The sequence below is a fragment of the Nocardioides jensenii JCM 1364 = NBRC 14755 genome, assembly GCF_001552535.1.
Taxonomy (GTDB): Bacteria; Actinomycetota; Actinomycetes; order Propionibacteriales; family Nocardioidaceae; genus Nocardioides; species Nocardioides jensenii.
Genome location: NZ_BCRJ01000098.1, coordinates 1 through 24,432 on the forward strand (window position 1 = coordinate 1; position 24,432 = coordinate 24,432).

General features: G+C 71.2%; 22 protein-coding genes. 19 read left to right on the plus strand and 3 right to left on the minus strand.

What is annotated here, in order from left to right; genetic code table 11:
- On the minus strand, positions 1–743 hold a 743-nt coding region (locus tag NJ4_RS20170; protein WP_157551245.1), incomplete at its 3' end, for an FAD-dependent oxidoreductase.
- A gap of 234 nt (positions 744–977) precedes the next feature.
- Between NJ4_RS20170 and NJ4_RS20175 the strand changes: the two genes are divergently transcribed.
- From NJ4_RS20175 to NJ4_RS20185, 3 genes are all read left to right on the plus strand, one after another.
- Positions 978–1,523, plus strand: coding sequence for a TetR family transcriptional regulator (locus NJ4_RS20175; protein ID WP_217996929.1), 546 nt, complete (start codon positions 978–980; stop codon positions 1,521–1,523).
- Between the two features lie 79 nt (positions 1,524–1,602).
- The gene (locus tag NJ4_RS20180) at positions 1,603–2,349 is read left to right on the plus strand and encodes an SDR family NAD(P)-dependent oxidoreductase (RefSeq protein ID WP_067439509.1); all 747 of its coding nucleotides are present in this window, start codon (positions 1,603–1,605) and stop codon (positions 2,347–2,349) included.
- A 22-nt stretch (positions 2,350–2,371) separates the two neighbouring features.
- A complete protein-coding gene (locus tag NJ4_RS20185; protein WP_067439513.1) occupies positions 2,372–3,145 on the plus strand; it encodes an SDR family oxidoreductase in 774 nt (257 codons plus the stop codon).
- A 72-nt stretch (positions 3,146–3,217) separates the two neighbouring features.
- On the opposite strand, the gene NJ4_RS20190 is transcribed toward NJ4_RS20185, so the two are convergent.
- A complete protein-coding gene (locus NJ4_RS20190) occupies positions 3,218–4,183 on the minus strand; it encodes an SDR family NAD(P)-dependent oxidoreductase (protein WP_245644644.1) in 966 nt (321 codons plus the stop codon).
- Between the two features lie 190 nt (positions 4,184–4,373).
- On the opposite strand from NJ4_RS20190, the gene NJ4_RS20195 reads away from it, so the two are divergent.
- Genes NJ4_RS20195 through NJ4_RS20205 form a run of 3 tightly spaced genes read left to right on the plus strand, consistent with a single transcriptional unit; the run spans position 4,374 to position 8,406 of the window.
- A complete protein-coding gene (locus NJ4_RS20195; protein ID WP_067439516.1) occupies positions 4,374–5,549 on the plus strand; it encodes a steroid 3-ketoacyl-CoA thiolase in 1,176 nt (391 codons plus the stop codon).
- A 3-nt stretch (positions 5,550–5,552) separates the two neighbouring features.
- A complete protein-coding gene (locus NJ4_RS20200) occupies positions 5,553–7,718 on the plus strand; it encodes an acyl-CoA dehydrogenase (protein WP_067439519.1) in 2,166 nt (721 codons plus the stop codon).
- Positions 7,719–7,743: 25 nt separating this feature from the next.
- Positions 7,744–8,406 carry a PaaI family thioesterase gene (locus tag NJ4_RS20205; RefSeq protein ID WP_067439522.1) on the plus strand — a complete coding sequence of 221 codons (663 nt, stop codon included), beginning with the start codon at positions 7,744–7,746 and terminating at the stop codon, positions 8,404–8,406.
- An 84-nt stretch (positions 8,407–8,490) separates the two neighbouring features.
- Here the strand turns inward: NJ4_RS20205 and NJ4_RS20210 are convergent, their stop codons facing one another.
- Positions 8,491–10,131 carry a class I adenylate-forming enzyme family protein gene (locus NJ4_RS20210; RefSeq protein ID WP_067439525.1) on the minus strand — a complete coding sequence of 547 codons (1,641 nt, stop codon included), beginning with the start codon at positions 10,129–10,131 and terminating at the stop codon, positions 8,491–8,493.
- Positions 10,132–10,277: 146 nt separating this feature from the next.
- Between NJ4_RS20210 and NJ4_RS20215 the strand changes: the two genes are divergently transcribed.
- From NJ4_RS20215 to NJ4_RS20275, 13 genes are all read left to right on the plus strand, one after another.
- Positions 10,278–11,039 (plus strand): SDR family NAD(P)-dependent oxidoreductase, encoded by a 762-nt coding sequence (locus NJ4_RS20215; RefSeq protein ID WP_067439560.1) that lies wholly within the window; start codon positions 10,278–10,280, stop codon positions 11,037–11,039.
- A 121-nt stretch (positions 11,040–11,160) separates the two neighbouring features.
- Complete coding sequence (locus NJ4_RS20220; protein ID WP_217996930.1) at positions 11,161–12,885, plus strand: AMP-binding protein; 1,725 nt, start codon at positions 11,161–11,163, stop codon at positions 12,883–12,885.
- Between the two features lie 49 nt (positions 12,886–12,934).
- Complete coding sequence (locus tag NJ4_RS20225; RefSeq protein ID WP_067439528.1) at positions 12,935–14,095, plus strand: acyl-CoA dehydrogenase family protein; 1,161 nt, start codon at positions 12,935–12,937, stop codon at positions 14,093–14,095.
- Entirely contained in the window at positions 14,092–15,111 is a 1,020-nt protein-coding gene (locus NJ4_RS20230; protein ID WP_067439531.1) for a bifunctional MaoC family dehydratase N-terminal/OB-fold nucleic acid binding domain-containing protein, read from the plus strand. Before NJ4_RS20225 ends, NJ4_RS20230 begins: the two co-directional genes overlap by 4 nt.
- On the plus strand, positions 15,111–16,235 hold the full coding sequence (locus NJ4_RS20235) for an acyl-CoA dehydrogenase family protein (RefSeq protein WP_067439533.1): 1,125 nt from the start codon (positions 15,111–15,113) through the stop codon (positions 16,233–16,235). The genes NJ4_RS20230 and NJ4_RS20235 overlap by 1 nt, the downstream gene beginning before the upstream one ends.
- Entirely contained in the window at positions 16,232–16,690 is a 459-nt protein-coding gene (locus NJ4_RS20240; RefSeq protein ID WP_067439536.1) for a MaoC family dehydratase, read from the plus strand. The genes NJ4_RS20235 and NJ4_RS20240 overlap by 4 nt, the downstream gene beginning before the upstream one ends.
- The gene (locus NJ4_RS20245; protein ID WP_067439539.1) at positions 16,687–17,856 is read left to right on the plus strand and encodes a lipid-transfer protein; all 1,170 of its coding nucleotides are present in this window, start codon (positions 16,687–16,689) and stop codon (positions 17,854–17,856) included. Before NJ4_RS20240 ends, NJ4_RS20245 begins: the two co-directional genes overlap by 4 nt.
- 2 nt (positions 17,857–17,858) lie before the next feature.
- Positions 17,859–18,707, plus strand: coding sequence for a MaoC/PaaZ C-terminal domain-containing protein (locus tag NJ4_RS20250; protein ID WP_082748946.1), 849 nt, complete (start codon positions 17,859–17,861; stop codon positions 18,705–18,707).
- A 180-nt stretch (positions 18,708–18,887) separates the two neighbouring features.
- Entirely contained in the window at positions 18,888–19,838 is a 951-nt protein-coding gene (locus tag NJ4_RS20255; protein ID WP_067439542.1) for an ABC transporter permease, read from the plus strand.
- Complete coding sequence (locus NJ4_RS20260; protein WP_217996931.1) at positions 19,831–20,868, plus strand: ABC transporter permease; 1,038 nt, start codon at positions 19,831–19,833, stop codon at positions 20,866–20,868. Before NJ4_RS20255 ends, NJ4_RS20260 begins: the two co-directional genes overlap by 8 nt.
- Positions 20,865–21,881, plus strand: coding sequence for an ABC transporter ATP-binding protein (locus tag NJ4_RS20265; protein ID WP_067439545.1), 1,017 nt, complete (start codon positions 20,865–20,867; stop codon positions 21,879–21,881). Before NJ4_RS20260 ends, NJ4_RS20265 begins: the two co-directional genes overlap by 4 nt.
- 1 nt (position 21,882) lies before the next feature.
- Entirely contained in the window at positions 21,883–22,908 is a 1,026-nt protein-coding gene (locus NJ4_RS20270; protein WP_067439547.1) for an ABC transporter ATP-binding protein, read from the plus strand.
- On the plus strand, positions 22,908–24,335 hold the full coding sequence (locus NJ4_RS20275; RefSeq protein WP_067439552.1) for an amidase: 1,428 nt from the start codon (positions 22,908–22,910) through the stop codon (positions 24,333–24,335). The genes NJ4_RS20270 and NJ4_RS20275 overlap by 1 nt, the downstream gene beginning before the upstream one ends.
- Positions 24,336–24,432: the final 97 nt, after the last annotated feature.

Genomic DNA, 24,432 nt, shown 5'->3' on the forward strand with positions numbered 1-24,432 from the left:
CTGCCGGGGACGCCGTGCCGGGCCCGCTCGGGATTGTTGCGCTCGAACCCGCCGGCCGCCAGCAGCACGCCGCGGCGCCCGGCCAGGCGGACCCGTGACCCGTCGTGGCGTGCGGCGACGACGCCGACGACCCGTCCGGTCTCCACCACCAGCTCGTCCATCGCCAGCCCGGTGTGGACCGTGCCGTTGCCGGTCGCGTCGAGCGCCAGCAGCAGCCGGCCGATGAGTGCACGCCCGGCGGCCAGCGGCTGCCCCTGGTGGTGGGACTTGCCGAAGCGCTCCCGGTCCACCGGCGGCCGGACCAGCGAGACGCGCTCGCCGATCTCGTCGAGCGGGAGCGGAACCGGGGTGAACGAGCGGCCCTGCGACACCCGGCCGGGTCGGTCGAAGTAGTCAGGGAACGCCTGCCAGGCGAACTCCAGCCACGGGTCGTCCTCGAGCTCCGCGGCCAGGGTCGGCGCCTGCTCCAGGAACGCCTCCAGCTTGGCCTGGTCGGGGTCGTCCAGCAGCGCGTTGAGATAGGTCCGTGCCGACTCGGTCGAGTCACCGTTGCCGGCTCGCTGCTGCACCTGGGTTCCCGGCATCCAGATCGCGGCGCCGGAGTAGGCCGACGTACCACCGAGGAGGTCGGTCTTCTCGACGACCGCCACCCGCAGCCCGGCCTTCGCGGCGAGCAGGGCCCCCGTCATCGCGCCGGCCCCCGAGCCGACCACCACCACGTCGTACTCCGCGTCCCAGCTCATGGCTTCTCCTCGTCGTGACCTCGAGTGCCGTCCGGACGGACGTCTCTTGAGCCTGCAGTGCACCGCAACGGCGCGTTCCGGAACGACCCGAATCCCGCTCAGCGGTAGAGTTCCGGGCGCGCGGTGCGAGCCTCGCGAGACGATGGCACCGACATCGACGAGGGGAACGACGTGCCGAGAATCGGCGAAGTGAGGCCGCCAGCGCAGCCGAACTCACCACAACAGCAGGAGCGCGTGCAGCGCATCCTGCGTGCCGCCGCCCGCCAGGGAGCCGCGAACGGGCTGGAGCGCGTGCAGATGCACGAGGTGGCCAAGGAGTCCGGCGTCGCGATCGCGACGCTCTACCGCTACTTCCCCTCCAAGATGCACCTGTTCACCGCGGTGATGCAGAGCCAGATCCAGCGCATGGAGAGTGCGGTCGCCGACGTGGACCCGACCGCCGATCCGGTGGCGACGGTCACCGAACTGTTGCTCAACGCGACCCGGCAGATGCTCAAGACGCCCTTGCTGACGCACGCGATGATGGTCTCCAACAACGCGGCCCTGCACGCCACGCACGCCGACGCGAACCTCACCCACGCGTCGTTCTCGGCGCTGTTGCTGCGCGCCGCGGGTCTCTCGGACCCGAGCCCGCGCGACGAGCAGCTCGGTCGTCTGATCGAGCAGTCCTGGTATGGCGTGATCACCGCCGCGCTCAACCAACGAAACCCGATCGAGCAGGTCGAGGACGACATCAGGGTCTCCTGCGAGCTGCTGCTGGCCGCGTGGTCGCGCTCCTGATCCGGCTCTCGCCCTGGCGGCGTACCACTCAACGGGAACAAGCGGTGGCCCGGGCCCCGTTCGCCCTAGCGTCGCGGGCATGAACAGGTTCAGTGGGATCAACGTGCTGGTCACCGGTGGCGGTTCGGGGATCGGTCGGGCGACCGTACGCCGACTCGTGTCCGAGGGCGCCGCGGTCTTCGCCGTCGACCGCGACGAGGCCGGCCTCGCCGAGACGGCCGAGTGCGTCGTCGGCCAGCCGGGGCGTGTCGAGACCGCTGTCGTCGACGTCACCGACGAGGAGCAGGTCATCGCGACCGTTGCCACCGCCGCCGAACGGCTCGGCGGCATCGAGGTGCTGGTCAACGTGGCCGGCATCCAGCGCACCACGCCGATCGAGACGCTGAGCGTGAAGGACATGCGCGAGCTGTTCGAGGTGAACACCATCGGCACCGCGCTGTTCTGCCGCGAGGCCCTGCGCCACCTGCCGGACGGCGTCGGCGTGATCGTCAACGTGGCCTCGAGTGCGGCCGACCACGGCAACCCCTACATGAGCGCCTACGCCGCGTCGAAGGGCGCCGTCCTGGCGTTGAGCAAGACGTTGGCCGCCGAACTGGTCGGTCGCGGCATCCGCGTCGTCCCGGTCTCTCCCGGCAACACCGCGACACCCCTGACGGCCGCGGTGACCCCCGGCGATCTCGACTTCAGCTACTTCGGTCGGGTCCGTTCCCTGCTGGGCACCGCCCGACCCGAGCAGATCGCAGCCGCGATCGCGTTCGCCGCTTCGTCCGACGCGTCGTACTACACCGGTGCGGAGCTGCGGGTCGACGGCGGCTCCCACACCTGACCCCCGATCCGAGGAGACCCTCATGTCCCGAACCGTCGTCGTCACCGGTGCCGCCTCCGGCATCGGCCGGGCCACCGCCGCACTGCTGACCTCTCGCGGGGATCGCGTGATCGGCGTCGACCTGCGCGAGACCGACGTGTGCGCCGACCTCTCCACGCCGGCGGGCCGCTCGGACGCGGTTGCCGGTGTCCTCTCTCTCGCACCGACGGTCGACGCGGTCGTTGCCTGTGCGGGCATCTCGGGCAACTCGCCTGGGGTGGTCGCGATCAACTTCTTCGGCGTCACCGAGTTCGTGACCGGGATGCTGCCCGCGCTCGCCGGATCGTCGGCGCCGCGGGTCGCGGTCGTCGCCTCGAGCGTGGCGATCCACGCCTCCGACGCCGCCCTCGGCGAGGCCTGCCTGGCCGGCGACGAGGAGGCCGCGCAGAAGCGTGCCGTCGAGCTCGAGGCCGAGGGACACGGCCGCGCCATCTACCCCGGATCCAAGGGTGCCCTGGCGCGCTGGGTGCGCCGGGAGAGCATCACCGACGCCTGGGCCGGGGCCGGCGTCGCGTTGAACGCCGTCGGCCCTGGGGTCGTGCTGACCCCCATGTCGGCCGGGCTCTTCGACGACCCGAGGATGGTGGCGGCGATGGACGGTGCCGTGCCGATGGTGCTCAACGGTCACCAGGGGCCTGAGGTGATCGCGTCCACGCTGGCGTTCCTGGTGTCGGAGGAGAACTCGCACATCACCGGTCAGGTGATCTTCTGCGACGGCGGCGCCGAGACCGTGCACCGGGGCTCCACCGTCTTCTGATTTCTTCTGATACTCCCTGACGTTCGGACCGTCTCGATCTCGATCGCGAGGGTCCGAACGTCAGGGACTATCTCAGTTGGCGATGTTCTCCACGCCGGTGGTGTCGAGCTCGGCCACGCTGTAGGCGGCGTAGGTCTGGTACGGCGAACGCCCCTCGAAGTGCGGGCCGACCTGCGCGGCCAGCTCCTCGACCGAGAAGACACCGGAGGCCGCGGTGAACTTCTGCTCGACCTTGGGGGAGTCCATCAGCGCCACCATGTCGCCGTACACGACGAAGACCTGGCCGTTGATGCCCGCGGCGGCGGGGGAGGCGAGGTAGGACACGAACGTGCCGACCCGCTCCGGGGCGAGGATGTCGAGGGTGCGGTCGGCGTCCGGGTCACCCGCGAAGACGTGAGCCGTCATGTCGGTGCGCGCCCGGGGCGCGATGGCGTTGGAGGTGACGCCGTAGCGGGACAGGCCTTGGCTGGCCGAGAGTGTGAGCGCGACGATGCCGGCCTTGGCCGCGGAGTAGTTCGGCTGCCCTGCGGAGCCGAACAGGAAGGCCTCGGAGGTGGTGTTCACCAGGCGGCCGTAGATCGGACCGCCGGCCGCCTTCGACGCGGAGCGCCAGTGCACGGCCGCCGCCCGCGAGAGCGAGGCGTGGCCCTTGAGGTGCACCCGGATCACGTCGTCCCAGGCCTGCTCGGTGAGGTTGAAGATCATCGAGTCGCGCAGCACGCCGGCGTTGTTGACCACGATGTCGAGCGAGCCGAACGTGTCGACGGCTGCCTCGACCAGACGGTCGCCCAGGGCCCAGTCACCGACGTCCCCGCGCACGGCGAGTGCCTCGCCGCCGGACTCCTTGATCTCCGCGACGACGGCGTCGCCGGCCTCGCTGTAGTCGTTGACCACGACACGGGCGCCGGCCGCGGCCAGCGACAGTGCCTCGGCGCGGCCGAGTCCGCCACCGGCTCCGGTCACGATCGCGGTGCGTCCGGCCAGGCTGGTCTCGCTCATCTTGTTGCTCTCCTCGTCATGGGGTTCGGCCCGGTTCACGGGCGGCATCCTCGGGAACGTACGACGGACGCCGGCATCGTCGTGCCCGTCAGTCCCGGTCAGTGGAGCCGACCGAATCGCGATGCGGATCACACCCGGTCAGTGGGACATGCCGGAGCGGCGAACCACGGCGCCGGGTGACGCTGCTGGGACAGGCCGACACCGGAGGCCGAACACAGGAGGACCGCCCATGCCCGAAGCAGTGATCGTCGAAGCCGTCCGCACGCCGGTCGGGCGTCGCAACGGATGGCTCTCCGGGCTGCACCCGGCCGAGATCCTCGGCGCCGCGCAACGCGGCGTGATCGAGCGGGCCGGCATCGACCCGGCCTCGGTCGCCCAGGTCGTCGGCGGGTGCGTCACCCAGGCGGGTGCCCAGGCCAACAACGTCACCCGCAACGCCTGGTTCGTGGCCGGGCTCCCGTACACCACGGCCTGCACCAGCATCGACTGTGCCTGCGGCTCCTCGCAGCAGGCCGTGCACATGATCGCCGGCCTGATCGCCTCCGGGCAGATCGACGCCGGCATCGGCTGTGGTGTCGAGTCGATGAGCCGGGTCTTCCTCGGTGCCGCCCTGGCCCCGGGGGCCGGGATGCCGATCCCGGACGGGTTCGAGATGGACCTGCCCGACCAGTTCACCGCCGCCGAGCGGATCGCCCAGAAGTACGGCATCACCCGCGAGGCGGCCGACGAGCTGGGCAACGTCTCGCAACAGCGTGCGGCCGTTGCCTGGGCCCAGGGACGCTTCGACGACGTGCTCCTGCCGTTGACCGCGCCGGTGATGGAGAAGCAGGAGGACGGCACCCTGCGCGCCACCGGGGAGACCCACGAGGTCACCCGTGACCAGGGCCTGCGCGAGACCACGCTCGAGAAGCTGGCCACGCTCCAACCCGTCGTTCCCGGCGGCATCCACACCGCCGGCAACTCCTCGCAGATCAGTGACGGCGCGGCCGCCGTACTGCTGATGAGCCGGGAGCGGGCCGAGGCCGAGGGTCTGCGACCGCGGGCGCGGATCGTCGCCTCCGGGATGGTCGGCTCCGACCCCTACTTCCACCTCGACGGGCCGATCGCGGCCACCAGCCACGTGCTCGAGAAGGCCGGGATGAAGCTCGGCGACATCGACCTGGTCGAGATCAACGAGGCGTTCGCCTCCGTCGTCCTCTCGTGGGCCAAGGAGCACAAGGTCGACATGAGCAAGGTCAACGTGAACGGCGGCGCCATCGCCCTGGGCCACGCGGTCGGCTCCACCGGCGCGCGACTCATCACCCAGGCAGTCGCCGAGATGGAGCGCTCCGACACGTCCACCTCGCTGGTCACCATGTGCGCCGGCGGTGCGCACGCCACCGCCACGATCATCGAACGGATCTGAGCCATGGGCAGCATCGGACTCGACGACGACCTCAGCGCCCTCGCCGACTCGGCGCGCGGGCTGCTGGGTCGCCACGTCACCGAGGAAACGGTCCGCGCCGCGGTCGAGGCGAAGGACGAGCATCTCCCGGCCTGGTGGCCCCAGGTCGCCGCCCAGGGACTGCTCGGGCTGCACCTTCCCGAGGACGTGGGCGGCGCCGGGTTCGGCCTCTCCGAGCTCGCGGTCGTCGCCGAGGAGTTCGGGCGCGCGCTGGCCCCCGGCCCGTTCCTGCCGACCGTGCTCGCCTCCGCCGTGTTGCACGCGGCGGGTCACGACGCGCATCTTCCCGGGCTGGCCGACGGTACGACGACCGGCGCCGTCGATCTCTCACGCGACGGCCTTCGAGGGGCCCAGACCCCTGACGGCCTGCGGGTCTCGGGCACCAGCGGTGTGGTCATGGGGGGTCAGCTCGCCGACATCTTCGTGCTGCCCGTGCGCATCTCCGACCAGACCGATGGCGTCGGAGAGACCCGATGGATCGTCCTCGAACGATCAGCGGTGCAGGTCACCGAGCAGCCCAGCCACGACCTGCTGCGACGATTCGCGACGCTCACCCTCGACGAGCAGCTGGTGGGGCAGGACGACGTACTCACTCTCGACGCGCAGCTGCCCCGTGACCTCGCCGCCGTGCTCCTCGCCGCGGAGTCGGCCGGCATCGCCGACTGGGCGACCGTGACGGCGACCGACTACGCCACCACCAGAGAGCAGTTCGGCCAACCGATCGGCGGGTTCCAGGCGGTCAAGCATCGCGTGGCGCGGATGCTGGTGCGCACGGAGCAGGGCCGGGCCTGTGCCTGGGACGCAGCCCGCGCGTTCGGCGACGACACTCCGGCCGACGAGACGTCCCTGGCGGCGGCCGTCGCCGCGGCCACGACGGTCTCCGGCACGTTCGCGGTGGTCAAGGACCTGATCAACACCCTCGGCGGCATCGGCTACACCTGGGAGCACCTGGCCGGCTTCGCACTCCGGCGTGCCCGGTCGACCACGATCCTGCTCGGATCGACCGCCGCCTGGGAGCAACGGGTCGCGCACCTCGCTCTCTCCGGCGTACGACGACCGCTCGGAATCGACCTCCCGCCGGAGGCAGAGGCGATCCGCGTCGAGATCGCGGCCGAGCTCGACAGCGTCACGGACGAGAATCCTCAAGCCAGGTTGGCAGAACTCGGCTACACGGCCCCTCATTTCCCGGCGCCGTGGGGCAAGGGGGCCGACCCGGTCGCACAGGTCGTGATCGCGGAGGAGCTGGCCGCCCGCGACTTCGAGCCCCACGACATGATCATCGGCAACTGGGCAGTGCCGACCCTGCTCGCGCACGGTGACGCCGCGATCCAGGAGCGGCTCGTCCCGCCGTCGCTGCGTGGCGAGATCGAGTGGTGCCAGATGTTCTCCGAGCCCGGTGCCGGCTCCGACCTCGCGGCGCTGTCGACCCGGGCCGAGAAGGTCGACGGCGGCTGGAGGGTCAACGGCCAGAAGGTGTGGACCTCGGGGGCACGGAGCTCGGACTTCGCGATCCTGCTGGCTCGCACCGACAAGGACGTGCCCAAGCACAAGGGGCTGTCCTACTTCGTGCTCGACATGACCACGCCGGGCATCGACATCCGCCCGTTGCGTGAGCTGACCGGTGGATCCCACTTCAACGAGGTGTTCCTCGACGAGGTCCTGATCCCCGACGAGATGCTGGTCGGGGAACCGGGCGACGGCTGGAAGCTGGCGATCACCACGCTGGCCAACGAGCGCGTCCACATGACGTCGAACTCGGCCACCGGCACCGCCGAGCTGCTCTTCGAGCACGTCGACCGCGACGACCCGGTGCAGCTGGCGGCCCTGGGCCGGCTGCTGGCCGACGCGCAGTCCGGTGGGTTGCTCGGCCTGCGTCAGACGATCAGGTCGGTCTCCGGGCTGCAGCCCGGGCCCGAGTCGAGCCTGGCCAAGCTGGTGGCCGCCGAGAACATCCAGGACACCTGGCAGACACTGATGGAGTTCCAGGGAGACGCCGCACTCGTGGCCGACCCGGAAGAACGCAGTGCCACCTGGTGGTTCCTGAACAGCCGGGCACTCACCATCGCCGGCGGCACGACCGACGTACAGCTCAACATCGTGGGCGAGCGGATCCTGCGCCTGCCGCGCTGACCCTCATCGAAGGAGAGACGACCTCATGACCGAAGAGACCGCCCAGCGACCCCAGCTGGTGAGGGGCGAGAGCCGGCGACTCGAGGTGCTGACCGCCACGCCCAACAACGACGGTGTCGACAAGGCGGTCGTCGCCGCCCGGCGCGTCATCGAGACGCTGCTGCACGCGGGCGACCGCACCTCGGCCGAGATGGGTGCCATCGCGTCCCAGCTCAACGCGGTCGCCGACCATCTGGACGAGCACGTCGGTCCGATTCACGAGCGTCTCGTGGACATGTGGGCCGGTGAGGGGGTCAGTCGGCACGACCCGATCGCGGGCCCGGAGAACGCGATCGCCCCGCCCCTGGCCCTGGCCGGCCGCGACGACGGCTCGATCGGGGGAGTGGTCACCTTGGGGCTGCCCTACCAGGGCCCGCCCGGCCACGTGCACGGCGGAGTCTCCTCGATGCTGCTCGACCACGTGCTCGGCGTCGCCAACGCGTGGGCCGGTGACTCGGGGATGACCAAGGTGCTGACCCTGACCTACCACCGGCCGACACCGTTGTTCCGCGAGCTGGCCATCACCGGCCGCCAGACGAAGGTCGAGGGCCGCAAGATCTGGACCACCGGCGAGATCACCGTCGACGGCGAGCTCTGTGTCTCGGCCGAGGGCCTGTTCATCAACGCCCAGGTCGCCCGCCCCCGCTGAATTGCGATGGTCCCTGACGTTTCCGTGGTCCGGGCCACGGGAACGTCAGGGACCGTCCGTTGTCTGCCACGGAAACGGCAGGGTCTATCCCGAGACGGAGGCCAGGACAACGGCGCGCGCGACCTTGCCGGTGGCGTTGCGGGCCAGCGGCTCGGCGGTCAGCCGCCAGTGCGCCGGCACCTTGTAGTAGGCCAGCTCCCGCTTCAGGAACGCGGCCAGGTCGTCGACCGCGGGAGCCTCGGGCCCGTGCACGACGACGGCCGCGACCTCCTGGCCGAGATCCTCGTGGGCGACGCCGTAGACCATGCACTCGATGACGCCCGGGTGCTCGCTGAGCACGTTCTCGATCTCCACGGGGTAGACGTTCTCGCCACCCCTGATGATCAGGTCGGAGCGCCGCGAGCTGAGCCGCAGCCGGCCCTGCTCGTCGACTTCCCCGAGGTCGCCGGTGTGCAGCCACCGGTCCTCACGGATGGTGGCCGCCGTGGCCTCCTCGTTGCGCCAGTAGCCGAGCATGTTGTAACTGCTGCGGACACAGACCTCGCCCTCCTGGCCGGGGCCGAGTGTCCGTCCGAGCGGGTCCCGGATCTCCAGCTGGACGCCGTACGTCGGCCGCCCGACGGTCCCGGGCGCCTCGGCCATGTCCGCCGGTGTGGCCGCGGAGACGCCGGTGCTGGTCTCGGTCAGGCCGTAGCTGTCGACCAGTGCCGTGGCGAACGGCAGGTTCTCACGCAGCCGCTGCTTCAGGGCCAGCGAGCTCGGGGCGGAGGCCAGGGAGAAAGCGGTCAGCGAGCTGAGGTCGAAGTCGGCGGCGGTGTCGCTGTCGAGCATGCGCGAGGCCATGGTCGGCACGGCGCCCCAGTTGGTGACCCGCTCGGCCTCGATCAGTGCATAGATGCGCTCCACGTCGAACGAGCCCAGGTGCAGTGCGACCTTGGAACCGGTGGCCAGTCGCGGCACGACCAGGTTGTGCAGGCTGGCGATGTGGAACAGCGGCGAGACCAGCAGGTAGCCGCGGTCTCGCGGGTCCATGGGGTTGCCGAACGCCTGCATCAGCTCGTCGTTCATCCGGTGGTACTCCACGACCGCGAGCAGGTTGCGATGCGAGTGCGTCGCGGCCTTGGGTCGGCCCGAGGTGCCGGAGGTGAAGATCAGCACCGCCGGGTCGTCCTCGGCGACGTCGGCCGAGGGGAGGGGCGCGTCGGGGTGTGCCAGGCACAGCGCGGGCACGTCGGTCTCGATGCTGAGCACGGGTACGCCGTGCTGCCCGACCGCGCCGGCCCGCTTGGCGTCGGCGATCGCCAGCACCGGCGTGGTCAGGGTGATGCCGTGCTCGACCTCGCGCTCGGACCACCAGGCGTTGAATGCGACGGCCACGGCTCCGATCGAGACCACGGCCCAGAACGACTCGACCCACTCGATCGTGTTCGCGGCGGAGATGACGACGCGGTCACCCTTCGTCACGCCGTGGTCCTCGACGAGCGCCTGTGCCAGGGACGAGACCCGGGCCGCGTGCTCGGTGAACGTGACCCGTTCCCCGGCGGTCGCGATGTAGGTGCGGTCGCCGTGCTGCACCGAGTCGGCGAGGATCTCGTGGAGGGCGCGAGCCCGGTTGCGATACACGGGCAGGCGGGTGCCCAGCACGTCCTCCTCGACCAGTTCGAAGGGGCCCCCGGGGCCGACGAGGCGTGCGTAGGCGGCCATCGGGTCCTGCGTGGTGGTCATCGGTCCGACTCCTCGTGTCTCTGGTGCTCATCCTCGAGCATCGGGCGCTCCCCAGTCTGCGGATTGCGCCACGTCGTCCCCGCCCGGTCTCCCGGTGAACGGGATGGGGGCGCGTCGTGTCGCCGGACGCGGCGGAGCATGCCGCCATGAGCAGACTGTCAGGACATGCAGCCCTCGTCACCGGTGCCGGGCAGGGAGTCGGCCACGGCATCGCCCGTGCCCTCGCCGAGCTCGGCGTCCAGATCGCGGCGATCGGCCGGACGGCGAGCAAGGTCGAGCGCACCTGCGCCGAGCTGGCCGAGCTCGGCGTGACCGCGCGCCCCTACGAGTTCGACGTGACCGACGAGGACGGTGTCCCTGCCCTGGTCGACCAGGTCGCGGCCGACTTCGGGCGCCTCGACATCCTGGTCAACAACGCCTACTTCGGTGCCTACGGACCCCTGCTCGAGATGAGCCCCAGCCAGTTCCAGCGCGGGTTCCGCAGCGCCCCGTTCGCCGCGTTCAACTTCATGAAGGCCGCCCACCCGCACCTGGTCGCCCAGGGCGGCGGCTCGATCGTCAACCTGGTCACCTCCGCCATGGTGCGCTGGGACCCGACCACCTACGGGGCGTACGCCGCCGCGAAGCAGGCGCTGCGTTCCCTGTCGCGGACGGCGGCCGTGGAGTGGGGGCCGGACAACATCAGGGTCAACTCGATCGCTCCGCACGCGATGACCCCGGCACTCGAGGGCTGGGCCGAGCGCAACCCGGAGGAGGCCGACGAGTTCGTCGCCTCGATCCCGCTGCGCCGGATCGGCGACCCGCTGGCCGACATCGGGCGTGCCGTGGCCTCGCTGGTCAGCCCGGAGCTGTCCTATCTCTCCGGGGCGACCATCCCGCTCGACGGTGGCCAGGCCTTCTTCGGCTGACGGCGAGCGCCACACCGGAGCCCGGAACCGGGCCGAGGCCGAACCGCCCCGTGCGTCCGGCGGTTCCGGTGAGTGGGAGGTCCGTACGACGACCGCCCACGACCGACCTAGCGTGCGGAGCATGACGACCGCGACACCGACCACCGCCAAGAAGGAGCCGATCAGTCACCCGCCGGTTCCGATGGAGGAACGGCTCGGGACGATCGCCGACGCCCTCCTGGCCCGGCTGGGTGACGACCACCCCGGCCTGCTCGACGGTGACACGACCTGGACCTGGGACGAGGTGGTCCGCGAGAGCGCCGCCCGTGCGGCCTGGGCGCAGGAGCTGCGCGACCCGGAGCGCCCCTTCCACATCGGGGTGCTGCTCGAGAACCACCCGGAGTTCATCCTCTGGCTCGGCGCCGGTGCCCTCGCCGGCGCGACGATCGTGGGCATCAACCACACCCGCAGCGGCGACTACCTCGAGCAGGAGGTCCGCCACACCGAGCTGCAGCTGGTGATCACCGACGCCGCCGGCCAGGCGCTCCTCGACGGACTCGACATCGGCGTGGCGCCCGACCGCTTCGTGCGCATCGACGACCCGGCCTACGCCGAGCGTGTGGCCGCGCACGCCGTCGAGCCACAGCGACTCCCCGAGATCGACGCAACGACCCAGCTGCTCCTGCTGTTCACCAGTGGCACGACCGGCGCGTCCAAGGCAGCCCGCGTCAGCCAGGGCCGCCTGCTCGGCCTCGGCTACCAGAACACCGCGAAGTACGACATCACCCGCGCCGACGTCTCCTACTGCTCGATGCCGCTCTTCCACGGCAACGCCGTGATGGGCCTGTGGGCGCCGACCCTGGTCGCCGGCGGCACGGTCGCGCTGTCCCGCAAGTTCTCCGCCTCGCGCTTCATCGACGAGTGCCGCGGCTACGGGGCGACGTACTTCACCTATGTGGGCAAGGCGATCGGCTACGTCCTCGGCACCCCGAAGCGAGACGACGACGCCGAGGTCAGCCTCACCCACGGGTTCGGCACCGAGGCATCCCCGGAGGACCGGGTGCGGTTCAAGGAGCGGTTCGGCGCCACCCTGCTGGAGTCCTACGGGTCCAGTGAAGGTGCCGGCATGATCGCGCTCGACCCTGCGGCGCCGTTGGGCGCACTCGGCCGCGCCGCACACGACGGCGTACGCATCGTCGACCCGGAGACCCGCGCGACCTGCGCGAGCGCCGAGCTCGACGAGCACGGCCGGGTGCTCAACGCCGAGGCCGCCGTCGGCGAGCTGGTCAACACCACCGGTGCGGCCGCGTTCGAGGGCTACTGGAAGAACCCGGAGGCCGACGCCGAGAGGGTGCGGCACGGCTGGTTCTGGACCGGGGACCTCGGCTTCGTCGACGGCTCCGGCCTGGTCTACTTCGCGGGCCGCTCCGGCGACTGGATCCGGGTGGACTCCGAGAACATCTCCGCACTGCTCACCGAACGCGTGCTGCGCCGCCACGAGGGCATCCCGATCGCGGCCGCGTTCGCGGTCCCCGACCCGCGTGCCGGCGACCAGGTGATGGCCGCGATCGAGATCGCCGAGGGCACCACCTTCGAGGACCTCGAACTCGGCGCGTTCCTCACCCAGCAGAGGGATCTCGGCACGAAGGGCGCGCCCCGCTTCGTGCGCGTCTCCCATGCCCTGCCCAGCACCGGGTCGAACAAGCTCCGCAAGAAGGAGATCCAGCTCGACGGCTGGCGCACCACCGACCCGGTCTTCTGGTGGGTCGGCCGCGGCACCCCGTCGTACGAGCCGATGACCGAGGACGACAAGGCGGCACTGATCGCCGAGTTCGAGGCGAACGGACGCCGTCGCTTCCTGCCCTGACCGACGTACGCCGTCCGCGGCGTGCCCCTCTGCACCTCCGGGAGACCCCATGGACCTGCGCGAGACCCCCGCGCAGCAGGCACTGCGCGCCGAACTGCGTGCCTATTTCGCCGACCTGCTGCCCGCCGACGAGCGCCGCGAGGTCGGCGAGGCCGGTGCCGGCGGACCCCGCTTCCGTGACGTGGTGCGGATGCTCGGCCGCGACGGCTGGCTCGGCGTCGGCTGGCCGCAGGAGTACGGCGGTCGAGGACTCTCCGAGGAGGAGCAGTTCATCTTCTACGACGAGGTGCAGCGTGCCGGCGTGCCGTTCCCGCTCGTCACCGTCAACACCGTCGGACCGACGCTGATGACGTTCGGCACCGAGGAGCAGAAGCGCGCCTACCTGCCGGGCATGCTCGCAGGCGACGAGGTGTTCGCGATCGGCTACACCGAGCCGGAGGCTGGCACTGACCTCGCCTCGCTGACCACCCGCGGCGTCGTCGACGGCGACGAGCTGGTGATCAACGGGGCCAAGATCTTCACCACCGGCGGCAACACCGCCGACCACGTGTGGCTGGCCGTGCGCACCGACCCGGACGCCCCCAAGCACAAGGGCATCTCGATCGTGATCGTGCCCTGCGACGACCCTGGCTTCTCGTGGAGCCCGATCCACGCGGTCGGCGGGATGATGATCACCGCGACCTACTACTCCGACATCCGGGTGCCGCTGGGCAACGTCGTCGGCGAGCTGCACGGTGGTTGGAAGCTGATCACCTCGCAGCTCAACCACGAACGTGTGGCGCTGGCAGCCCTGGGTGGCCGGATGATCCAGCTCTGGGAGGACGTGCTGGCCTGGGCCCGCGAGACCGGGGCCATCGAGCAGCCGTGGGTGCAGCAGGAGTTCGCCCGCACGCACGCCAAGCTCGAGGCGATGCGGCTGATGAACTGGAAGCTGACCAGCCAGATCGCCGCCGGCACGCTGACCGGTGAGACCGCCGGTGCCGCGAAGACCTACGGCACCGAAACCCACATCGACGTGCAACGCACCCTGACCCAGGTGCTCGGCGCCGCCGGCCGGCTGCGGCCCGGCAGTGCCGGTGCCGTGCTCTCCGGGCAGGTCGAGCAGATCTCCCGTCAGGGCATCGTCAACACGTTCGGCGGCGGGGTCAACGAGGTGCTCCGCGACATGGTCGCCACCGGTGGCCTCGGCCTGCCGAGGGGACGCCGATGACCACGACCGACGCTGCCTACGACGACCGCCTGGCCGAGTTCGTCGGCCGCGAGCTGGTCCGGCGTACGGTCGCCAAGGACGCCGTCTCCACCGCCGCGATCCGCACCTGGGCCGAGGCCATGGAGGACACCAACCCGGTGCTGGTCGACGACGCGGCGGCCCGCGCCACCGGCCGCGACGGTGTGGTCGCCCCGGCGACGATGCTGCAGGCCTGGACGATGCGGGGGTACGCCGCCACGCAGGCACTGGCCCGAGGCGAGGCGACCCCCGGTGCTGAGGGATTCGCCGAGCTGGTCGCGCTGCTCGACGAGGGCGGCTACACCTCGGTGGTGGCCACCGACTCCGACTTCGAGTTCGCGCGCGAGGTGGTGCCCGGTGACCTGATCAGCGTCGAGGAGGTGGTCGAGGCGATCTCGCCGGAGAAGCGGACCGGCCTCGGCGTCGGACGCTTCGTGACCACGCTGCGCACCTACCGTGACGCCGCCGACGAGGTGGTCGGCACCCAACGCTGGCGGACCCTGCGGTTCCGGCCCAAGCCCGGATCCACTGCTGATGGCGCCGAGCCGGCACCGGTCGAGACCCCCGAGCCGCCCGCGCTGCGGCCGCGTCCGGCGATCAACCTCGACAACGCATTCTGGTTCGAGGCGGCGACGGAGAAGCGTCTCGTGGTGCAGCGCTGCACCACCTGCTCGACCCTGCGTCACCCGCCCGGCCCGGCCTGCCCGGCGTGCGGGTCCTTCGACTGGGACACCGTCCCGGCGGGGGAGAAGGGCACCGTCCACTCCTACGTGGTCGCCCACCACCCCCGGCACCCGGCCTTCGACTACCCGCTGCTGATCGCGCTGGTCGACCTGCCCGGACCCGGGGGCAGCCCCGGGACCCGACTGACCACCAACCTCGTCGACGTCCGCCCCGAGGACGTGGAGATCGGCATGCCGGTCGTCCTCGACTGGCTCGAGGCCGACGACGAGCTCACCCTGCCGGTCTTCCGGCCCGACCCGGAAGGGCAGCGCTGATGGACTTCTCCCTCGACGAGGACCTCGTCTCCCTGGCCGACCTGGCCCGCACCATCTTTGCCGACCTCGCCGACACCCAACGCGTCCGTGAGATCGAGTCGGGTGAGTCCCGCATCGACGACAAGCTCTGGGAGTCTCTCGGCTCCGCGGGCCTCCTGGGCCTCGTGGTCCCCGAGGACGACGGCGGCGCCGGGCTCGGACTCGACGCGCTGTGCGTCGTGCTCGAGGAGCAGGGCCGCACCGTCGCACCGGTGCCGCTGTGGTCCCACGGCATCGCCGCCCTGACCGTGGCGAACCACGGCACCGAGGCGCAGCGCACCCTGCTGCCGGCACTCGCCGACGGCTCGGTGCGCGCCACCGTCGCGCTCGAGGAGTTCGGCGCCGTCACCCCCGCCGCACCACAGACCCGGGCCGAACCGTCGAGGGACGGCTGGGCGCTCACCGGCACCAAGGCCGCCGTGCCCACACCCGCCGGAGCCGGCCACGTGCTGGTCTCGGCCACCGGCCCCGACGGCCCCGCAGTCTTCCTGGTCGCCGCCGACGCCGCGGGCGTCTCGTGGGAGTGCGCCGCCACCACGACCCACGACCTGGCCGGTCACCTGACCCTCGACCGCACCCCCGCCGGGCTGGTCCCGGTTGCTCTGGACCACGTTCTCCAGCAGGCCACCGTGGCCCTCGCCGCAACCCAGGTCGGTGTCGCCGAGGGTGCCCTGCGCCTCGCCGCGTCGTACGTCTCGGGGCGGGAGCAGTTCGGTCGCCCGCTCGGCACCTTCCAGGCGGTCGCGCACCAGCTCGCCGACTGCTGGATCGACGTCGACGCGATGCGGGTGACGGTCTGGCAGGCCCTGGCCTCGCTCGACGAGGCCGCCGGCTCGAGCTCGGCCTCCACCACCGCCGACCTCGACGACGCTGCCGCGCAGGCCGTGCTCACCGCCCAGTGGTGGGCCGCCAAGGGCGGCCTCGACGTGGTGCACCGGGTGCAGCACGTGCACGGCGGCATCGGCGTCGACGTCGACTACCCCGTGCACCGGCACTTCCTGTGGGGGCGCCAGCTCGCGCACACCCTCGGCGGGCCCTCGGCGGCCCTGGCCGACCTCGGCCGCCGGATCGCTGGTGTCGCATGACCCACCCCGTGCCCCCGAGCCCGGTCCACCCTGACGTCTCCGTCCCGGCCGTCGGCACGCAGCTGCCCGAGCTCGTCCTCCCGATCACCCGCACCATGATCGTGGCCACCGCGATCGCCAGCCGGGACTACCAGGACGTGCACCACGACCCGGCTCTGGCCCAGGACCGTGGCTCCCCGGACATCTTCATGAACATCCTGACCAGCAACGGCCTGGCCGAGCGGTTCGTCACCAACTGGGCCGGCCCGGCCGCTCGGGTGAAGCGGGTGAAGATCCGGCTCGGCGCCCCCAACCATCCGGGAGACACGATGACCATGACCGGCCAGGTGACCGGGGTGCGCCCCGAGACCGGGACCACGGTGATCGAGGTCGCCGTCCGCGGCGACAACCGGATCGGCATGCACCTGTCCGGCACCGTGGAGGTTGTCCTGCGAGCCCACGAGGAGACCCAGTGAGCGGGCTGTCCGGCTCCGCCGCCATCGTCGGGATCGGCGCCACCGAGTTCTCCAAGGCCTCCGGCCGCAGTGAGCTGCAGCTGGCCTGCGAGGCGGTGCTCGCCGCCGTCCGCGACGCCGGCCTGCAGCCCTCCGACGTCGACGGCATGATCACCTTCACCGCCGAGTCGAGCTCGGAGAACCACGTCGCCCGCAACCTCGGCATCGGCGACCTCACCTTCTTCTCCCGGATCCACCACGGCGGCGGCGCCGCCGCGGCCACCGTCGCCCAGGCCGCTGCCGCGATCCACTCCGGGCTGGCCGAGGTCGTGGTCTGCTGGCGCTCCTTCAACGAACGGTCCGGTGAGCGCTACGGCCTCGGTCAGGCAGGCCGGCCGATGGACACCAACGCCGACCGGGCGGCGTACTCCTGGATGACGCCCTTCGGGTTGAGTACGCCGGCCCAGTGGGTGGCGATGTTCGCGCGTCGCTACATGCACGAGTTCGGCGCCACCTCCGAGGACTTCGGCCGGGTGGCGGTGACCGCGAGGGCGCACGCCGCGACGAACCCGAACGCGTGGTTCTTCGAGCGGCCGATCACCCTCGAGGAGCACCAGGCCAGCCGCTGGATCGCCGAGCCGCTGCACCTGCTCGACTGCTGCCAGGAGACCGACGGCGGCCAGGCCCTGGTCGTCGTCTCCGCCGAGCGGGCCAAGGACCTGCCGCACAAGCCTGCGGTGATCCGTGCCGCGGCCCAGGGGCAGGCGCGCGACCAGCACATGATGACCTCCTACTACCGGCCCGACATCACCGGGCTGCCCGAGATGGGCGTGGTCGCTCGGCAGCTGTGGGCGCAGTCGGGGCTCTCACCCGACGACATCGACTCGGCCGTGCTCTATGACCACTTCACCCCGTTCGTCCTGCCCCAGCTGGAAGAGCTCGGCTTCTGCAAGACCGGCGAGGCCCGTCACTTCATCGCCGACGGCCACCTCGCCCTGGACGGAAGCCTGCCCACCAACACCCACGGCGGGCAGCTCGGTGAGGCCTACCTGCACGGCATGAACGGCATCGCCGAGGGCGTTCGCCTGGTCCGGGGGACCTCGGTCAACCAGCCCGGCGACGTCGAGCATGCGCTGGTCACCGCCGGCACCGGCGTCCCGACCAGCGCCCTCGTGCTCGGAGTCTGACCGTGGGCACGCCCGCAGGGTCGGGGGCCGACTGGGTCGGCCGGTCACTCGGCGAGCGCACGGTGTCGTACGACGACCGCGACCCGATCCTCTACGCGCTGGCGATCGGTGCCGCACCCGACGCCCTCGACCTGGTGCACGAGCCGAGGCTGCGGGTGCTCCCCGGCTTCGCGCTGACCCTGGCCCAGTGGGCGCCGGACGCACTGGGTTCGGCGGGCGCGTTCGACACCACCACCGCGGTGCACGGGGCCCAACGCCTCGAGGTGCTCTCTCCGCTGCCACGCTCGGGGGAGCTGCGCATGGCGGCCCGGGTGGCGGCCGTGCACGACAAGGGCTCGGCAGCGGTCTTCGACGTCGAGGTCGTCTCGGCCCACTTCGTGGCCACCTGGTCGATCTTCGCCCCCGGCTGCGGCGGTTTCGGCGGCGACCGCGGACCGTCGTCCCCGGGGCGACCCGACACCGAGCCGTCACGTGCCCTGACCGTGCCCACGCGACCCGACCAACCGGTGCTCTACCGGCTGCTGGGTGATCGCCACGCCATGCACGTCGACCCGGAGGCAGCGCGTGCGGCCGGACAGCCGCGCCCGTTCATGCACGGCCTGTGCACGGTCGGCGCGGTCTCCCTGGCCGTCGCCGCCGAGCTCGGTGCGCACCCGGCCGACCTGAGTCATCTCGAGGTGCGCTTCGCGGCCCCGGTCTTCCCGGGGGAGTCGCTCGACGTGGAGCTCTGGGCCACCGATGCGCCGACGACCGGCCCCGCGGGCCCTGTCGGCCCCGCCGGCTCCGTCAGGTTCGAGGCCGGCGTCTCCGGCCGTCCGGCACTTCGTGGGGGCGTCCTCACCTTCTCCTGAGCCGGGCCCGGGAGACCCCTGGCGCCGGGAGGTTCCGGTCAGTGGGATCGCACCGGATGTGCCCGGGGTCACGCGACCTAGCCTTCGAGAACGTTGCCGGCCCCCGCCGTGCCCGACCGATGAAAGGACTTCCGAGATGCACCTGGTCGTCCACCACCTCCGCTGCGGAAGCCGCGGCTGATGCGCCGGATCTCACTGCGCATCGGCGAGCTGATCGCCGTCCTCTTCGTGGTCAGCTTCGGGGTCTTCGCGATGGTGACCCTGATGCCCGGCGACCCCGCGGTCGCCATCCTGGGCGAGGGCCACCCGCCGCAGGACTACGAGAACCTCCGTCAGGAGCTCGGTCTCAACGACGGCCTCCTGCACCGCTACTGGGACTGGCTCAGCGGAGCCGTCACCGGCGACCTGGGCACCTCCCTCGTCCCGCCCCAGACCGATGTCACCGAGCGGATCCTCGGCGCGCTGCCGGTCAGCGTCGAGCTGGCCGTGCTGGGCCTCGTGATCGCCCTCGTGCTGGCCATCCCGCTGGCCATGTGGTCGGCCGCCCACGCCGGCGGCGCCATCGACCGGATGATCAGCGCGACGATGTTCGCCACGCTCTCCGTCCCGTCGTTCCTGGCCGGTCTGCTGCTGATCATGATCTTCGCCAACGGCCTCGGCTGGTTCCCGCGGGCCCAGTGGGTGCGCATCTCGGAGGACATACCGGGCAACCTGCACCACGCGCTGCTGCCCGCGATCGTGATCGCGATGATGGAGCTGGCGCTGTTCACCCGAATCCTGCGCAACGACCTGATCGTCACCCTCAACGAGGACTACATCCTCGCCGCCCGCGCCAAGGGCATGCCGCCCTGGCGGATCATGGTCACCGACGCCCTGCGACCGTCGTCCTTCTCGCTGGTCACCCTGATGGGGATCAGCCTCGGCCGGCTGATCGGCAGCACGGTGATCGTGGAGTACCTCTTCGCCCTGCCCGGCATGGGGTCGATGATCGTCACCTCCGCCAACCAGGGTGACTATCCCCTGGTCCAGGGTGCGGTCCTGATCGTGGCCCTGGTCTACGTCGTGGTGAACGCCGGTATCGACCTCTCCTATGGCTATCTCGACCCGAGGACCCGCCGTGTTCATGCCTAGTGACAAGTTCCGCGCCGACCGGGCGAAGCGAACCCGCACCCTGACCCTCGGGGCCGTCATGCTGGTCGCCGGTGCCGTCCTGGCCGGCTTCGGGTGGAGCACGCCCAGCCTGGTGCTGGCCGGCAAGGCCGTGCTGTTCCTGGTCGGCCTGACCCTGGTCTTCCAGGGCGTCTCCCGGTTGGTCATCGGCATCCGCGGCAAGCGGATCGACCTGCTCTTCACGCTCGCCGTGATCTGGCTGATCGGGCTGATCACGGTCGCCGTACTCGCGCCGGTGCTGCCCCTGGGCGAGCACAACGACGTCGCCAAGACGCTGCTGGAGCCGACCAACATGTCGCCCCAGCTGCTCACCGACCACCCCCTGGGCACCAACAACCAGGGCCTCGACATGCTCTCCCGCTCCATCCACGGGGCGCGTACGTCGTTGGCGATCTCGCTGTTGGCGGTGACCATCGGCACCGTCGTCGGCGGCTGCATCGGCGTGATCGCCGGCTACTACCGCAAGGGCGTCGACAGTGTGGTCGGCATCTTCACCAACGCGCTGCTGGCCGTGCCGCCGCTGATCCTGCTGATCGCGCTGAGCACGTTCCTGGAGCCGAGCCTGCGCAACATGGCGCTGGCGCTCTCGCTGCTGACCATCCCGAGCATGGTGCGCCTGGCCCGGGCCAACACGATCGCCTTCGCCCAGCGCGAGTTCGTGATGGCGGCCCGGCTGATGGGCGCCACCCGACTGCGGGTGATGGCCCGTGAGCTGGTGCCCAACGTGATCCTCCCGGTCTTCTCGATGGCCGTGGTGATGATCTCGGCGCTGATCGTGGCCGAGGCCTCGCTGAGCTTCCTCGGACTCGGCATCCAGCAACCCGATCCGACCTGGGGCAACATGGTCGCCGAGGGCGAGGGCGGTGCGATGGAGGACTTCCCGCACATCGTCCTGGTGCCCGGTGCCTTCCTGTTCCTGACCGTCTTTGCCTTCAACCTGCTCGGCGAGAAGGCCCAGCAGCGTTGGGACACGAGGAGTGCGAAGCTGTGAACGAACGCGACGATCTCGTCCTCGACGTGCGCGACGTGCGCACCACCTTCCTGACCCCGCGCGGCCCGGTCCGCGCCGTCGACGGCGTCTCCATGTCACTGCGGGCGGGAGAGACCCTCGGCATCGTCGGTGAGTCCGGGTCGGGCAAGTCCGTGCTCGGGCGCACCGTGATGGGCCTGGTCTCCAACTCGCCGACGACCACCATCACCGGCGAGTGCCGCATCGCCGGACTCGACGTACACGCCCTGAAACCGAAGGACCGCCGCAAGCTGTGGGGCCCCGAGGTGGCGATGGTCTTCCAGGACCCGATGACCTCGCTGAACCCGGTCAAGCGGGTCGGCACCCACCTCACCGAGGCCCTGCGCCTGCACCTGGGTGTGAGCCGCAAGGAAGCCGACGAACGGGCCGTCGACCTGCTCCGCCAGGTCTTCATCCCCGAGCCGGTGCGTCGGATGAAGCAGTACCCGCACGAGCTCTCCGGCGGCATGCGCCAGCGCGTGGTCATCGCGATGGCCCTGGCCTGCGACCCGAAGCTGCTGATCGCCGACGAGCCGACCACGGCCCTCGACGTCACCGTGCAGAAGCAGATCCTCGACCTGCTCGCGACGCTGGCCGCGGACCGCAACATGGCCACGATCCTGATCAGCCACGACCTCGGCGCCGTCGAGGGACGCACCGACCGGGTCGCGGTGATGTACGCCGGCCGCACGGTCGAGACCTCGCAGACCTCGCGGGTCTTCAACGCCCCCGTGCACCCGTACGCCGAGGCGTTGCTGGCCTCGATCCCGCGGATCGACGACGCCCCGCACACCGTGCTGCGTGCGATCGACGGCTCGCCGCCGAACATGCTGAACCCACCCGAGGGGTGCCGGTTCGCGCCGCGCTGCCGCTTCGCGGTGGACCGGTGTCACCAGGAGTCACCCGAGTTGAGGGAGCTGGCCGACGGGACCGCGGACACCCACCTGGGTGCCTGCCACTTCCCGCTCCTGCCGGCCCGCCAGGAAGTGAGCTGACATGGCCGGCAGCGGCACCGCACACATGCGGGCAGAGGCGGGCCCGGTGCTCGCCGTCGACGACATGGTCGTCGAGTTCCCGGTCGGGCGGCACCAGGTGGTGCACGCCGTCTCTGGGCTGAACATCGACCTGCTCCCGGGCGAGACGCTCGGCATCCTGGGCGAGTCCGGCTGCGGCAAGTCCAGCGCCGGTCGGGCGATCATGCAGGAGCCCGCCCCCACGGCCGGTTCCGTGCTGTTCGCGGGCGAGCAGCTGACCGGGCTGAAGTCCCGCGACCTGCGTCGCAAGCGGTCGAAGATGCAGATGATCATGCAGGACCCGGTCTCGTCGTTGAACCCGCGCCGCAAGGTGCGCGACCTGGTCGCCGAGGGGCTCCGCATCTGGGGCTTCGACGGCGACGACATGGACGCTGCGATCCGCGAGACCCTGACCGCGGTCGGGCTCGACCCCGACTCGGTCTGGGACCGCCGACCGCACGAGCTGTCGGGTGGCCAGTGCCAGCGCGTGTGCATCGCCCGAGCGCTGATGATGAACCCCGACGTGCTGATCTGCGACGAGCCGGTCTCCGCGCTCGACGTGTCGGTGCAGGCCCAGATCCTCAACCTGCTCGAGCGCACCAAGGAGACCTACGACCTGTCGATGATCTTCATCGCCCACGACGTCTCCGTGGTGAAGAACATCAGCGACCGGGTGATGGTGCTCTACCTCGGCAAGACCTGCGAGGTGCTCCCGTCGAGCGACATGCACACGCGCTCGGTGCACCCCTACACCCGCACCCTGATCGCCTCCATCCCCGGCGGCGAGGAACTGGCGTCCGTCGACGACCCGGTGACCGGACCGGTGGTCGTGGACACGCCGCTGGTGGCCACTGCCACCGAGCTGCCCTCGCCGCTGAACCCGCCCTCCGGCTGCCGGTTCCGCACCCGGTGCCCGCTGGCCACCGAGCTGTGCGCCGCGGAGGAACCACAGTTGCGCGAGGTCGGGGCCGGTCACTTCGTGGCCTGTCACCACGTGGCGGTCTCCTGATGGGTGAGCGACTGGTCACCGACGGCGCACCCGCCCTGCCCGAGACCGACGCGGTCGGCATGGCCGAGCTGGTCCGCAGCGGCGAGATCTCCGCACGGGAACTGGTCGAGACGTCGATCGCCCGGATCAAGGCCCTGAATCCGGCGCTGAACGCGGTGATCAGCACCCGCTTCGACGCGGCCCTTGCCGAGGTCGAGGCCGGGCTCCCCGAGGGACCCCTGCACGGCGTACCGATCCTGATCAAGGACCTCAACATGGAGGTCGCCGGCCTGCCTGCCACCCACGGCAGCCGGCTCTTCGCCGACAACGTCGCGACCGTGGACGGCGAGCTGGTGGCGCGCTACAAGCGGGCCGGGATGGTGGTGCTCGGCACCACGAACAGCCCCGAGTTCGGCTTCAACGCCAGCACCGAGCCACTGCTCCACGGACCGACCCGCAACCCACGCGACCTGTCCCGTTCCCCGGGCGGGTCCAGTGGAGGATCGGCCGCGGCGGTCGCCGCCGGCCTGGTGCCGGTGGCCCACGCCAGCGACGGCGGCGGCTCCATCCGCATCCCCGCGTCGATGAACGGACTCTTCGGCCTCAAGCCCAGTCGCGGCCGGGTCACGCCCGCCCCGAACCCCTCGACCCTGGCCGCGCCCGCCTCCGTGCACCACGCGGTCACCATGTCGGTGCGCGACAGCGCCGTGCTGCTCGACATCGCCTCGCCGGTCTTCCCGGGCACGGTGATCGACATCTCCGCTCCGGACGGGTCGTTCGCCGCTGCCGTCGGTACGCCGCCCCGTCCCCTGCGGATCGGGCTGCCTGCCGCGTTCGACGACCTGGCGACCGACCCCGACGTCCAGGCGACTCTCGAGGCCACGGCCGCGCTGTGCGCCTCTCTGGGGCACACCGTCGTACCGTTGCCGGCTCCCTTCGACCGCACCCTGGCCGCGGCGGCCAACGCCCCGCTGATGGGTGTCGGTGTGGCCGTGGCCGTGCAGGCCCGGCTCGAGCAGCTCGGCCGCGAGCTGGCTGCCGACGACCTCGAGCCGTTCTCGCACATGCTGATGCAGCACTACGCGAACCTGCCGGCCACCGACCTGGTCCGCGCCCTGCAGGACGTGCAGCGCCTGGGCTGGCAGATCGGCAGCCTGTTCGCTGACGTCGACGTCCTGCTGATGCCCACGCTGGCGCCGCGGGTTCCCCCGCTGGGCCTGCTCGACACCTCCGACCCGCAGGCGATGTATGCCCACGCCGGCGACTTCGCGGCCTGGACCAGCGCCTTCAACACGACCGGGATGCCGGCCATGTCCGTGCCCCTGGGCACGGACTCCGACGGCCTCCCGATCGGCGTCCAGTTCGCGGCTCTGATGGGCCACGAGGCACTCCTGCTCTCCCTCGCCGGGCAGCTCGAGGCCGCTGCCCCCTGGCAGCGCCACCTCTGAGCTCTGCTCGACCCCGTTCTGCCCGGCCTCGTCCGCTCGACCGACCTCGTCCGCCCGACCTCGTCCCCCCGACCTCGTCCCCCCGACCTCGTTCCCC